This is a genomic window from Aeromicrobium sp. CF4.19, from assembly GCF_051262555.1.
Taxonomy (GTDB): domain Bacteria; phylum Actinomycetota; class Actinomycetes; order Propionibacteriales; family Nocardioidaceae; genus Aeromicrobium.
Genome location: NZ_JBIMEU010000004.1, coordinates 1 through 11,782, shown reverse-complemented (window position 1 = coordinate 11,782; position 11,782 = coordinate 1). Strand labels below are relative to the sequence as shown.

Genomic DNA, 11,782 nt, shown 5'->3' with positions numbered 1-11,782 from the left:
GGGACCGTGGCAAACCGGCGTCAGGGGTGGGTCATCGACATGACGTCCAGGGCCGCGTCGAGATCGGCCTCGGAGATGTCACCGCGCTCGACGTAGCCGTCCTCCAGCACCACCTCGCGGATGGTCTTGCGCTCCTTGACCGCCTTCTTGGCGATGGCGGCGGCGTTCTCGTAGCCGATGTGCCGGTTGAGCGGCGTCACGACCGACGGCGAGGACTCGGCGTACTCCAGGCAGCGCTCGACGTCGGCGGTGATGCCGTCGATCGTGCGGTCGGCCAGCACGCGGGAGGCGTTGCCGATCAGCCGGATCGACTCCAGCAGGTTCCGGCCGATGACCGGCAGCTGCACGTTGAGCTCGAAGGAGCCGGACTGTCCGGCCATCGTGATGGTGGTGTCGTTGCCGATGACCTGCGCGGCCACCATGAGCGTGGCCTCCGGGAGCACCGGGTTCACCTTGCCGGGCATGATGCTCGAGCCGGGCTGCAGATCGGGCAGGTGGATCTCGGCCAGGCCCGTGCGCGGGCCCGAGCCCATCCAGCGCAGGTCGTTGCAGATCTTGGTCAGGCTGACGGCGATCGTCCGCAGCTGGCCGGACATCTCCACCAGGCCGTCGCGTGCACCTTGGGCCTCGAAGTGATCGGTCGCCTCGGTGATCGGCAGTCCGGTGCCCTCGGCGAGCAGCTCGATGACGCGCTGGGGGAACCCGTGAGGGGTGTTGATCCCGGTGCCGACGGCAGTGCCGCCCAGCGGCACCTCGGCGGCGGCAGGCAGGGCGGACTCGACCCGCGCGATTCCCTTGCGGATCTGTGCGGCGTAGCCGGCGAACTCCTGACCCAGCGTGACGGGCGTGGCGTCCATCAGGTGCGTCCGGCCGGACTTGACCACCTCGGCGAACTCGGCGGCCTTGCGCTCCAGGCTCTCGGCGAGGTGGGCCAGCGAGGGGATCAGCTCGTTGGTGGCCGACGCGGTGGCGGCCACGTGGATGGACGTCGGGAAGACGTCGTTGCTGGACTGCGACGCGTTGACGTGGTCGTTGGGGTGCACGTCGCGCCCGAGGGCCTTGGTGGCGAGCGTCGCGAGCACCTCGTTGGTGTTCATGTTGCTCGACGTGCCGGACCCGGTCTGGAAGACGTCGATGGGGAACTGCGCGTCGTGGGAGCCGGTGGCGACGTCCTCGGCCGCGACGACGATCGCATCGGCGAGGTCCTGGTCCAGGATGCCGAGCTCGGCGTTGGCCTTGGCGCAGGCCGCCTTGATCTGCGCGAGGGCGCGGATCTGGGCGGGCTCGATGGGGGTGCCGGAGATGGGGAAGTTCTCCACGGCGCGCTGGGTCTGGGCCCGCCAGAGGGCGTCGGCCGGGACCTTGATCTCGCCCATGGTGTCGTGCTCGATGCGGTATTCGGTCGTCATGGGCCGACCCTACTGTCGAGGCGGCGTGCCGTGCCCGGGAGGTGGAGGCATCCCGGCGCTGGGACGGGTGCCGGCGAGGATCCAGTACGACTCCTCGCGACCCTGCAGGCGCACCGGGACCCGCTCGGTGGTGACCTCGCCGACGACGGTCTCCAGCTGCTCGCGCAGCGCGGGGGAGTCCGCCATGGACCAGATCGCGAGGGTCCCTCCCGGTCGCAGCACACGGACGGCGTCGGTGAGGGCTCCGACCCGGTAGATCTCGGCGTTGGACTCGTGGACGAGCGCGTCGGGGCCGTTGTCGACGTCGAGCAGCACGGCGTCCAGCGAGGTGGACGGCTGCGCCGCGACGACGTCGCGAACGTCGCCGAGCTCGATCTCGAGGCGGGCGTCCTCGAACGGGCCGGCGCCGTGACCGGCGGCGACGGCCTCGACCACCGCACGGTGCAGCTCCGCGACCACCACGCGGCGCACCTGCGACGACGCGAGCAGCGCCCGCGTGGTGTACCCGAGGCCCAGCCCGCCCACCAGGACGTCACGAGCACCCAGCGTGATCACTCGCTCGGCCAGGATCCGCTCCGAGGACGTCTCGACGTCGTCCATGACGAAGGACCCGTTGACGCGGAGCTCGGTGGCACCGTCGGCGCGCCGACGCAGGTGGATCTCGTCGCTCACCGGTACCCCAGGCCCGTGGCGCGTGCCCTCTCCATGTCCTCGGCGAGGTCGGGGTGGGCGTACGGACCCGGGGAGCGGAGGGCGTGGATGACGTTCTGCACGCTCTGGGCGTCCTTGTCCTGGCTCATCTTGACCTTGGCCGTGAACCTGTCGATCGGGATGCGCAGGCCGACGGTGCCGCGCGCCGCCCGGCGACCCCACTCCTGGTCCAGGTACAGGGGGTCCTCGACGTGCTGCTCGAAGTGGGCGACCAGCCTGGTGAGGACGGCCAGGTTCTCCTCGGCGTCGAGGACCTCGGGGACGCCGTGGGCATGCACGGCCGTGAAGTTCCACGTCGGTGCGCGGCTCGCCCCTGGGGCGTACCAGCTGGGGGAGACGTACCCGTGCCGTCCCTGGAAGACGAGGAGCACCTCCGCCCCGGCGCCGAGTCCGTGCAGCTCCTCGTCGGGGCGGCCCACGTGGGTGAGGGCGACGAGCTCCTCGGAGTCGTCGAGCAGGACCGGGTAGTGGGAGGCGACGAGCCCGTCGGGACCGTTGCTGACGATGGTCGTCCAGGGATGCTCGCGGACGAGTGCCCGGACGACCTCGGGGTCGTCACTGGCGTGGTGCGGCGCGTTCCTCATCGGTGGACGGACCGCTCGATCGTGCCCACGATCGCGTCGATGAAGGTCCCGTCGAGCTGTGCGGGGAGGTCGTGGGCCATGCCGGGGACCTCGATGTGCTCGGCTCCCGGGATCGCCCCCGCGGTGGCCTTGCCGCCGGAGCGGTGCACCAGCGGGTCCCTGAGGCCGTGGACGACCGTGACGGGAAGGTCCAGCCGGGCCAGGGCCGCGGTCCGGTCGGACTGCGTGAGGATGGCCAGCAGCTGGCGGGCGACACCGCTCGCCGTCCAGCCGCGGTCGTAGGTCTCGTACGCGCGGGCCCGGGCCACCTCGTCGGTCGTGGGGAAGTCCGGGGATGAGATCATCCGGGTGCTCCGGAGCGAGCGCGCCACGTAGTCGTCCCGGGTGCGGCCCGAGGAGGCGAACAGCCCCGGCAGGACCTTCGGGTGCTGGTAGCCCACCGTGCGTCGGCCGGTGGTCGACATGATCGACGTCAACGATGCGGCGCGGTCCGGGCGGGTGATGGCCATGGTCTGGACGATCATGCCGCCCATGGAGACGCCGACGAGGTGGGCGCGCTCCAGCCCCAGGTGGTCCAGCAGGCCCCAGGCGTCGTCGGCGAGGTCGGTGATGCGGTACGGCGGGTTCTTCAGGAGCCCGGCGGCTGCCTTGACGATGTCGAGCCGTGAGACCCGGTGCTGACGGATCTTGGTGGAGCGACCGGTGTCCCTGTTGTCGTAGCGGATGACGAACAGACCCCTCCGGGACAGAGCTTCACAGAAGGTCGGACTCCACCAGCCCATGGGGCCGCCCAGTCCCATGACGAGCAGGACGGGCGGGTCGCCGGCATCGCCGAAGGTCTCGTGGCAGAGGTCGATGCCCGTGGGCAGGTGCGCGAACTGTTCACCGGATCCAGCCATGGCGTGAGGCTACGACACGGGACGAGCACGGGCGCGGCGCCTCACTGACCGCCGGCGACGCGCAGGACGGTGCCGGTGGTGTACCCGGCGTCGCTCGAGAGCAGCCAGGACACCGCGCCCGCGATCTCCTCGGGCTGCGCGGCCCTGCCGAGGGGAACGCTCCGGGCGACCTTGGCCGGCCGGTCGGGGTCGCGGTGGAAGTCGGTCCAGGTCGTGCCCGGCGCCACGGCGTTGACGCGGATGCCCTCGGGGCCGAGCTCGCGCGCGAGGCCCAACGTGAACGCATCGACCCCGGCCTTGGCCGCGGCGTAGTGGACGTAGGTGCCCGGCGACCCGATCGTCGCGGCGGCGGAGGAGAGGTTGACGATGGCGGCGCCGCGGCCCATCACCTCCAGCACGGACTTGCTGCAGGCGATGGTCCCCACCAGGTTGAGCTCGAGGTCGGCGCGCACGTCCGCCATCGTGTTCTCGGCGAGCGGGCCCACGGCCCGGGCCCCGCCGGCGTTGTTCACCAGCCCGGTCACGGTGCCGAGGCCTGCTGCGAGCTGGGTCATCGTGGCGATGGAGTCCTCGTCGGTGACGTCCAGCGCCACGGCCGTGGCGTGACGACCGAGTCCCTCGATCTCGCGAACGACGCCGTCCGCGGCGGAGCGGTCCCGGTGGTAGGTCACCACGACGTCGTGGCCGTCGTGAGCCAGTCGCAGGGCGATCGCCGCGCCGATGCCCCGGCTGGCGCCGGTCACGATCGTCAGGGGCATCGGACCACGTCCTCAGTGCTGGTAGTCGACGGCCGCGTAGGCCTTGAGCTTCTCCAGACGGTGCTCGGAGGAGATCTTGCGGATCGTGCCGCTGCGCGAGCGCATCACGAGCGACTCGGTGAAGGCTCGCCCCGCGGCGTAGCGGACGCCGGCGAGCAGCTCACCGTCGGTGATGCCGGTGGCGACGAAGAAGCAGTCGTCCGCCACGACGAGGTCCTCGGTCACGAGCACGCGATCGAGGTCGTGTCCGGCGTCGATGGCCTTCTGGCGCTCGTCGTCGTCCACCGGTGCGAGGCGGCCCTGGATCACGCCGCCGACGGCCTTGATGGCGCAGGCGGTGATGATGCCCTCGGGGGTGCCCCCGGTGCCCACGAGCAGGTCGACGCCCGAGGCGGGGCGCGCGGCGACGATCGCCCCGGCGACGTCGCCGTCGGAGATGAACTTGATGCGTGCGCCCGCGTCGCGGATCTCCTGGATGAGGCCGGCGTGGCGGGGGCGGTCCAGCACGCACACCGTGACGTCGGAGCGCGAGATGCCCTTGGCCTTGGCCACGAGGTCGATGTTCTTGGCGACCGGGAGGCGGATGTCGACGGCGTCGGCGGCCTCGGGACCGGCGACGAGCTTCTCCATGTAGAACACCGCCGAGGGGTCGTACATGGAGCCTCGCGGTGCGACGGCCATGACGGAGATGGCGTTGGGCATGCCCTTGGCGGTCAGGGTGGTGCCGTCGATGGGGTCGACCGCGACGTCGCAGTCCGCGCCGGTGCCGTCGCCCACCTGCTCCCCGTTGAAGAGCATCGGCGCCTCGTCCTTCTCGCCCTCGCCGATCACGACGACGCCGTTCATCGGCACCGTGTTGATGAGGCTGCGCATGGCGTTGACCGCCACCTCGTCCGCGCCGATCTTGTCGCCCCGTCCCACCCAGCGGCCGGCGGCCATGGCACCTGCCTCGGTCACGCGGACCAGGTCGAGGGCGAGGTTGCGGTCGGGGGCCTGGGCGGCGGGCTTGAGGCTTTCCACGGGGCACAGCCTAGTCGGCGCAGGCCCGGTCAGGCCGGGTGGACCGCGACCTCGGTCGCCTTGACCACCAGGTGCACGTGCCGGCCGGGTCCGAGGTCGAGCTCTGCGGCAGCCGCGAGGGTGACGTCGGCATCGATCACGTCGGTCCTGACCCGGACACGGTCGCCCTGTGCCTCCACGTGGGTGACGATCGCCGACAGGACGTTGCGGGGGCTGCCGCCGGGCGGGTCGAGGTGCACGGCGACGGCGGACGGTGAGAACACCGCGACGGCTTCCGCGCCCTCGGCCAGTGGCTCCTGCACGACGCCGGAGAGGACGTGGCCTGCCTCGGTCTGGACCCGACCGTCGCGGACGACCCCGCGGACCAGGTCGAGACCGGCCACCTGGGCCCCGAAGGTGCTGCGCGGTCGGGACAGGACCTCGTGGGTCGGCCCTGCCTCCGCCACGCGACCGTCCTGCACCACCACGACGCGGTCGGCGAGCGCGAGCGCGTCCAGGACGTCGTGCGTGACCAGGACCGTCGTCCGCTCGACGAGCACCTCGCGCAGCAGCCGTCGCAGGGTCGGGGCGACCGTGACGTCGAGCGCGGCCATCGGCTCGTCCAGCAGCAGCAGGCGCGGCTCGGTGGCCAGGGCCCGGGCCACGGCCACGCGCTGCGCCTGGCCGCCGGAGAGGGCGGCCGGCTTGCGGTGGGCCAGCTCGGGCACGCCGGCGGCGGTCAACCAGTGCTCGGCCGCCGAGCGGGACGCCGCTCGCGACGCCCCGGTGCTGCGTGGCCCGAACGCGACGTTGTCGCGGGCGTCGAGGTGGGGGAACAGCAGTGGGTCCTGGGCGAGCAGGGCGACGCCCCGGCGGTGCGGCGGCACCCACGTGCCGCTCGAGGTGTCTGCCAGCAGCCTGCCGTCGAGCCGGACGGTCGTCTCGTCGGGCCGCAGGGTCCCGGCGACGGCGGAGAGCAGCGTGGACTTCCCAGCCCCGTTCGGACCCATCACCGCCAGCGTCTCCCCGGCGGGAACCCTGACCGTCAGGTCCACGTCCCGCTCGAGAGAGCGCACGTGCACCTCGAGCCCGGCGCTCACAGCGGGCTCCGGGTGCCACGCACGAGCGTGATGACGAGCACCGCCACGAGGACCAGGACGAGCGAGAGGGCCACCGCTGCGTCGGGGTCGGTCTCGCGCTGCAGGTAGATCTCCAGCGGCAGGGTCCGGGTGGTGCCCTGCAGGCTGCCGGCGAAGGTGATGGTGGCACCGAACTCCCCGAGCGCGCGGGCGAAGGAGAGGATCGCGCCGGAGAGCAGCCCGGGTAGGACGAGCGGGAGCGTCACCCGGCGCAGCACGGTGGTCGGCGGAGCGCCGAGCGTCGCCGCCACGGTCTCGTAGCGCTGGCCGGCGGTGCGCAACGTCCCCTCCAGGCTCACGACGAGGAAGGGCAGCGCGACGAAGGTCTGCGCGAGCACCACGGCGGTGGTGGAGAAGGCGATCTGCACGCCGAGCAGCTCCATCGTCTCGCCCAGCAGCCCGCGTCGCCCGAAGGTGTAGAGCAGCGCGATCCCTCCCACGACCGGCGGCAGCACGAGCGGCAGCAGCACCAACGAGCGCAGCAGGCTCTGGCCGGGGAACCTGCTGCGGGCCAGGACGAGTGCGAGGGGGGCACCCAGCAGCACGCAGAGGACGGTGCTGACGGCCGACGTGCGCAGGCTCAGCCACAGCGCGGCCTGCGAGGACGGGGACGTGACCAGCGTCGGGAACTGGGCCCAGTCGACCCGCAGGACGATGGCGGCCAGCGGCAGCACGATGAACGCCACCCCGACGCCCGCCGGGACGAGGACCCACCGCGGCAGGGTCCGCACGTCCTCGCGCCTCATGCCGGGCTCACGGCGCACCGAACCCGGCGTCGGCCAGGACCCGGCGTCCCGCGTCGCCCGTCACGAAGTCGACGAATCCCTGGGCGAGGTCGGACTGCTCGCTGTCGGCCAGCGTCGCGATCGGGTAGCGGTTGACGGCCTCCTCGGACTGGGGGACGTCGATGCCGAGGACGTCGTCGCCGGCGCCGACGACATCGGTGACGTACACCAGGCCGGCGTCCGCCTCGCCCGAGGCGACCTTGCCCAGCACGCCGGTGACGGCCTGCTCCTCGCTCACGGGCCGGATGTCGATCCCGGCCGCCTCCTGCACGCGGACGGATGCGGCACCGCAGGGCACCTCCGGTGCGCACAGCACGACCCGTAGGTCAGGGTCCGCCAGGTCGGTGAGCTCCTCGATGTCCGCGGGATTGCCCGGCGCAGTGGCGATCTGGAGGACGTTGCTGGCGAACAGCTGCGGCTTCCCCTCCACGAGGTCGTCGCCGTCGGCGGTGGCCATGGTGGCCTCGTCGGCGGTGGCGAGGACGTCGGCCGGGGCGCCACCCCGGAGCTGGGCGACGAGGTCGGTGGACCCGGCGAAGCCGAGCTGCACCGTGACGCCGGGGTTCTCGGTCTCGAAGTCGTCGGCAACCTGCTCGAAGGTCTCGGTGAGCGAGGCGGCCGCGAGCACGGTCAAGGTCCGAGCCGCGGCCGCGTCCCCTTCCTCCGACGTGCCGGGGCCGCAGGCGGCCAGGACGAGTGCCGCGGAGGCAAGGCCCACGACCGTCCGTCTCACGGAGCGACTTCCAGGGAGACGTTGGTGGACTTCACGCTGGCCCAGGCCAACGACCCCACCTCCAGGCCGAGGTCGTCGACCGCCTCGGCACTGATCAACGAGACCACGCGGTACGGCCCGCAGCTCAGCTCCACCTGCGCCATCACGGTGTCGCGGGTGATGGCCGTGACGATGCCGCGCAGCCGGTTGCGGACGCTGGCGGTGCTTGGCGCGTCCCCGGGGGAGTGGGCGTGCTCGACGGCCAGCCGGGCGAGGTCGGCACCGTCGATGCCGGCTCGGCCGCCGACGTCCACGGCGTCGAAGCGGCCCTGTTGCTGCCAGCGTCGTAGGGTGTCATCGCTGAGACCCAGCAGGGTCGCGGCCTCGGAGAGCCGGTAAGCGGTCATGCCACGACCTTAGCGGCAGATGCGGCACTCCAACGGCGAAGTTCCCGCAGATGCGGGCCGAGGACGAATCAGGAGCAGCATGTCGGGAACGTCGAGCCGGGGCAACCCAAGTCTCGGTGACATCGTGCGCTCCGTCGTCGTGCTCGGTGTGCTCGTCCTGGGCGTGTGGGGCGTGGCGCAGGTCTTCAGCGTCACCCCGGAGCGTCCGGTGCGCGGCATGGACCTGGAGCAGACGATCACCGCTGCCCGCCCCGCAGTCACCGCCTTCGACCTGCTCGCGCCGCAGAGCCTGCCGGAGGACTGGATCGTCACCTCGGCGCGACCGGAGCCGGACGCCTGGGACCTGGGCGTCCTGACCGCCGACGACGAGTACGTCGGCGTCCAGCAGGCCCTGACGAGCGAGGACGAGCTCGTCGCGGAGCGTGACGCCGGCTTCACCCGTGGTGACGCGGTGCGCATCGACGGCCAGGAGTGGACGCTGTGGGAGGCTCCCGGCGAGACGGCGTTCACGCGCGAGGACGGGGAGGTCGCCACCCTCGTGCTCGGGACGGCCCCGCGCGAGCAGGTCGAGGCCTACGTCGCCTCGTTGTCGTCCGAGTCTTCCTGACCCGAGGCCCTGGCGAGGCGTTCGCGAGCACCATCGAGCCACTGCTGGCAGATGCCGGCGAGGTGCTCCCCGCGTTCCCAGAGCGCGAGCGACTCCTCCAGGCCGGCACCGCCCGTCTCGAGCTTCTGCACGACGGCGACGAGCTCGTCGCGCGCCTGCTCGTAGCCGATCTCCGGCTGCTCCTCAGGGGTCGGGCTGGCCATGGGGTTCCTCCTGGGTCGAGGTGGTCTGGACGTGCGCGGAGCCGTCGGCCAGTCGCACGGTGAAGGCGTCGGGGACGTCGGCGACCGAGGTCAGGACGTGCCCCTCGGGGGTCTGGGCCACGGCGTAGCCACGCTGCAACGTCGCCAGCGGTGACAGTGACCGAACCCGCGCCAGGCGGTGGCTCAAGGCGTCGTGCTCACGCTCGAGCCGGTGGCGCAAGGATCGTCGGGCCCGGTCGAGCTGCTCGGTCACGAGTGCCTCCTGCACGTCGACGAGCGTCGTGGGCGTGCTGAGCACCGGCCGGGAGCGCACCTGGGCCAGGCCGTGCGTCTCGCGCTCGAGCATCTGTGCGACCGCTCCCCGGGCCCTCGTCCGCATCTGACTGATGCCGGCCTGCTCCTCGGCGGCGTCGGGCACGATGCGCTTGGCGGCATCGGTGGGCGTGGAGGCGCGCACGTCGGCGACGAGGTCGAGGATCGGCGTGTCCGGCTCGTGGCCGATGGCGCTCACGACCGGCACGCTGCACGCATGGACCGCCCGCACGAGGGCCTCGTCGGAGAACGGCAGGAGGTCCTCCATCGAGCCGCCGCCGCGGGCGATGACGATGACGTCGACCGCGCCGTCGCGCTCGAGCGCACGCAGGGCTGCGATGACCGCCTGGGCGCTGCTCGACCCCTGCATGAGGGCGTGGCGGACGTCGACGTGCACGCCGGGCCAGCGCAGGCGGGTGTTCTGCAGCACGTCCTTCTCGGCGGCGGAGTCCCGACCGGTCACCAGGCCGACGCGACGCGGCAGGAAGGGAAGCCGCTTCTTGAGCCGGGGGTCGAACAGGCCCTCGGCCGCGAGGAGCTGCTTGCGGCGCTCCAGCTGGGCGAGCAGCTCACCCTCGCCGGTGGGCCGGATCTCGCGGACCTCCAGCGAGAAGGACCCGTTGGGCTCGTAGAAGCGTGGCTTGGCGTGCACCACGACGCGGGCGCCCTCGGTGATGGGTGCGGCCACGGCGTCGAGCACTCCGCTGTGGCACGTGGCCTGGACCGAGATCTTGGCGTGGAGGTCGCGCAGGGTGAGGAAGCACATGCCGGGACGTCGGTTCAGCTGGGCGACCTCGCCCTCGACCCAGACCGCCCCGAGCCGGGCGACGTACTGCCCGACGAGCGTGGAGACCTGGCGCAGCGGGGCGGGGGAGTCCGCGCTCGTCTCCAGGGCCATACGGTCACCCTAGGCGGAGCGCGCCCGGCCGCCCGGTCGGCCATGGTGACTTCGTTACGCTGGGCTCATGACGACGAACGTGGACCTCGGCATGCCCCCTGTCGGCGGCAGCGTCCTGCTCGCTGACCCTCGCGGCTACTGCGCCGGCGTCGATCGCGCCGTGATCACAGTGGAGAAGGCGCTCGACCTCTACGGTGCCCCGGTCTACGTCCGCAAGGAGATCGTGCACAACAAGCACGTCGTCAACAACCTGCGCGACCGCGGCGCGGTCTTCGTCGAGGAGCTCGACGAGGTGCCCGAGGGCGCCACGGTCGTCTTCTCCGCCCACGGCGTCTCGCCGATGGTGCACGCCGAGGCCGCGGACCGGAGCCTGAAGACCATCGACGCGACCTGCCCGCTGGTCACGAAGGTCCACCACGAGGCCAAGCGCTTCGACCGTGAGGGCTACCGCATCCTGCTCATCGGCCACGAGGGGCACGAGGAGGTCGAGGGCACCGCCGGCGAGGCCCCCGACGCCATCACGCTGGTGGAGCACCCCGATGACGTCGAGCACCTGGAGTTCCCCGAGGGCACCAAGCTCTCCTGGCTCTCGCAGACCACGCTGAGCGTCGACGAGACGATGGAGACGGTGCGCCGGCTGCGCGAGAAGTTCCCGCAGCTGGAGGACCCGCCGTCGGACGACATCTGCTACGCCACCCAGAATCGTCAGGTGGCGGTCAAGGAGATCGCCAAGGAGGCGGACCTCGTCATCGTCGTCGGCTCGGCGAACTCCTCCAACTCCGTGCGTCTGGTCGAGGTGGCGCTGGAGGCCGGCGCCAAGGCGTCGTACCGCATCGACGACATCAGCGAGTTCGACGAGGCGTGGCTCGAGGGCGTCCAGAAGGTCGGGGTCACGTCCGGAGCGTCTGTGCCTGACGACCTGGTGCAGCAGGTGCTCGGCTACCTCAGCGACCACGGCCACCCTGACGCCGACGCCGTCCGCACGGCCGACGAGAGCTTGATCTTCGCCCTTCCGCCGGAGCTGCGTCGTGACATGAAGGCCGCCGCCTCGTCGTGATCCGGTCCGGTCGTCAGGGTCGCCATCGGTGATTCCGGCGCCAGAGGGTGTCGCCGGGTTGTTGCCACTCGACGTGCCCGTCCGCGACCCTGACCTTCCAGTGCTCGGCGTGGATGTGACGGTGGTGGTGCGGGCAGAGCATCACTCCGGTGAGGTCGGTGCGGCCTCCTTCGGACCATGCCTGGGGGTGGTGGATCTCTGACCATCCGGGTGGTCGGTCGCACGTGGGAAAGGTGCAGCCGCCGTCGCGTAGTCCGATGGCGATGCGCTGCGCCCGGTTGTGCAGGCGGGCGCTGCGCCCT

The 11,782-nt window shown here is 71.9% G+C and carries 14 protein-coding genes and 1 pseudogene; 2 read left to right on the top strand and 13 right to left on the bottom strand.

From position 1 onward, the window contains the following. Window positions 1–20: 20 nt before the first annotated feature. The 10 genes from ACHAAC_RS09915 to ACHAAC_RS09870 are packed head-to-tail and all read right to left on the bottom strand — an operon-like array spanning window position 21 to window position 8,403. Entirely contained in the window at window positions 21–1,409 is a 1,389-nt protein-coding gene (locus ACHAAC_RS09915) for a class II fumarate hydratase (RefSeq protein ID WP_435715998.1), read from the bottom strand. Window positions 1,410–1,418: 9 nt separating this feature from the next. Next, entirely contained in the window at window positions 1,419–2,081 is a 663-nt protein-coding gene (locus ACHAAC_RS09910; RefSeq protein WP_435715996.1) for a hypothetical protein, read from the bottom strand. Continuing rightward, a complete protein-coding gene (locus ACHAAC_RS09905; RefSeq protein ID WP_435715995.1) occupies window positions 2,078–2,704 on the bottom strand; it encodes an FMN-binding negative transcriptional regulator in 627 nt (208 codons plus the stop codon). The genes ACHAAC_RS09910 and ACHAAC_RS09905 overlap by 4 nt, the downstream gene beginning before the upstream one ends. Continuing rightward, entirely contained in the window at window positions 2,701–3,603 is a 903-nt protein-coding gene (locus ACHAAC_RS09900; protein WP_435715993.1) for an alpha/beta fold hydrolase, read from the bottom strand. The genes ACHAAC_RS09905 and ACHAAC_RS09900 overlap by 4 nt, the downstream gene beginning before the upstream one ends. Window positions 3,604–3,644: 41 nt before the next feature. Beyond that, window positions 3,645–4,361: an SDR family NAD(P)-dependent oxidoreductase gene (locus ACHAAC_RS09895; RefSeq protein WP_435715992.1), complete on the bottom strand. Its 717-nt coding sequence runs from the start codon at window positions 4,359–4,361 to the stop codon at window positions 3,645–3,647. A gap of 12 nt (window positions 4,362–4,373) precedes the next feature. Continuing rightward, window positions 4,374–5,381 carry a class II fructose-bisphosphatase gene (glpX, locus tag ACHAAC_RS09890; RefSeq protein WP_435715991.1) on the bottom strand — a complete coding sequence of 336 codons (1,008 nt, stop codon included), beginning with the start codon at window positions 5,379–5,381 and terminating at the stop codon, window positions 4,374–4,376. 29 nt (window positions 5,382–5,410) lie between these two features. Then, the gene (locus ACHAAC_RS09885; RefSeq protein WP_435715990.1) at window positions 5,411–6,460 is read right to left on the bottom strand and encodes a sulfate/molybdate ABC transporter ATP-binding protein; all 1,050 of its coding nucleotides are present in this window, start codon (window positions 6,458–6,460) and stop codon (window positions 5,411–5,413) included. Continuing rightward, a complete protein-coding gene (locus ACHAAC_RS09880; protein ID WP_435715989.1) occupies window positions 6,457–7,245 on the bottom strand; it encodes an ABC transporter permease in 789 nt (262 codons plus the stop codon). Before ACHAAC_RS09880 ends, ACHAAC_RS09885 begins: the two co-directional genes overlap by 4 nt. Before the next feature lie 7 nt (window positions 7,246–7,252). After that, entirely contained in the window at window positions 7,253–8,017 is a 765-nt protein-coding gene (gene modA, locus ACHAAC_RS09875) for a molybdate ABC transporter substrate-binding protein (RefSeq protein WP_435715987.1), read from the bottom strand. Then, entirely contained in the window at window positions 8,014–8,403 is a 390-nt protein-coding gene (locus ACHAAC_RS09870) for a TOBE domain-containing protein (RefSeq protein WP_435715986.1), read from the bottom strand. The genes modA and ACHAAC_RS09870 overlap by 4 nt, the downstream gene beginning before the upstream one ends. Before the next feature lie 79 nt (window positions 8,404–8,482). On the opposite strand from ACHAAC_RS09870, the gene ACHAAC_RS09865 reads away from it, so the two are divergent. Further along, a complete protein-coding gene (locus tag ACHAAC_RS09865; RefSeq protein ID WP_435715985.1) occupies window positions 8,483–9,010 on the top strand; it encodes a DUF4245 domain-containing protein in 528 nt (175 codons plus the stop codon). On the opposite strand, the gene ACHAAC_RS09860 is transcribed toward ACHAAC_RS09865, so the two are convergent. Both ACHAAC_RS09860 and xseA read right to left on the bottom strand, forming a co-directional pair. Continuing rightward, window positions 8,977–9,213, bottom strand: a complete 237-nt coding sequence (locus tag ACHAAC_RS09860) for an exodeoxyribonuclease VII small subunit (RefSeq protein ID WP_435715984.1) — start codon at window positions 9,211–9,213, stop codon at window positions 8,977–8,979. The two genes, ACHAAC_RS09865 and ACHAAC_RS09860, sit on opposite strands and share 34 nt — an antisense overlap. Beyond that, a complete protein-coding gene (gene xseA / locus ACHAAC_RS09855; RefSeq protein ID WP_435715982.1) occupies window positions 9,194–10,423 on the bottom strand; it encodes an exodeoxyribonuclease VII large subunit in 1,230 nt (409 codons plus the stop codon). The genes ACHAAC_RS09860 and xseA overlap by 20 nt, the downstream gene beginning before the upstream one ends. 67 nt (window positions 10,424–10,490) lie before the next feature. Here xseA and ACHAAC_RS09850 point away from each other — a divergent pair, with 67 nt between their 5' ends. Beyond that, on the top strand, window positions 10,491–11,480 hold the full coding sequence (locus ACHAAC_RS09850; RefSeq protein WP_435715981.1) for a 4-hydroxy-3-methylbut-2-enyl diphosphate reductase: 990 nt from the start codon (window positions 10,491–10,493) through the stop codon (window positions 11,478–11,480). Between the two features lie 13 nt (window positions 11,481–11,493). On the opposite strand, the pseudogene ACHAAC_RS09845 reads toward ACHAAC_RS09850, so the two are convergent. Further along, window positions 11,494–11,782 (bottom strand): annotated as a pseudogene (locus tag ACHAAC_RS09845) (HNH endonuclease signature motif containing protein); the annotation flags it as partial.

Bases quoted from the DNA above. Each gene is read 5' to 3' on its own strand.
- ACHAAC_RS09880 (WP_435715989.1), bottom strand. From the start codon at position 7,245: ATGAGGCGCGAGGACGTGCGGACCCTGCCGCGGTGGGTCCTCGTCCCG.
- ACHAAC_RS09900 (WP_435715993.1), bottom strand. From the start codon at position 3,603: ATGGCTGGATCCGGTGAACAGTTCGCGCACCTGCCCACGGGCATCGAC.
- ACHAAC_RS09860 (WP_435715984.1), bottom strand. From the start codon at position 9,213: ATGGCCAGCCCGACCCCTGAGGAGCAGCCGGAGATCGGCTACGAGCAG.
- ACHAAC_RS09905 (WP_435715995.1), bottom strand. From the start codon at position 2,704: ATGAGGAACGCGCCGCACCACGCCAGTGACGACCCCGAGGTCGTCCGG.
- ACHAAC_RS09850 (WP_435715981.1), top strand. From the start codon at position 10,491: ATGACGACGAACGTGGACCTCGGCATGCCCCCTGTCGGCGGCAGCGTC.
- ACHAAC_RS09865 (WP_435715985.1), top strand. From the start codon at position 8,483: ATGTCGGGAACGTCGAGCCGGGGCAACCCAAGTCTCGGTGACATCGTG.
- ACHAAC_RS09915 (WP_435715998.1), bottom strand. From the start codon at position 1,409: ATGACGACCGAATACCGCATCGAGCACGACACCATGGGCGAGATCAAG.
- ACHAAC_RS09870 (WP_435715986.1), bottom strand. From the start codon at position 8,403: ATGACCGCTTACCGGCTCTCCGAGGCCGCGACCCTGCTGGGTCTCAGC.
- ACHAAC_RS09895 (WP_435715992.1), bottom strand. From the start codon at position 4,361: ATGCCCCTGACGATCGTGACCGGCGCCAGCCGGGGCATCGGCGCGGCG.
- xseA (WP_435715982.1), bottom strand. From the start codon at position 10,423: ATGGCCCTGGAGACGAGCGCGGACTCCCCCGCCCCGCTGCGCCAGGTC.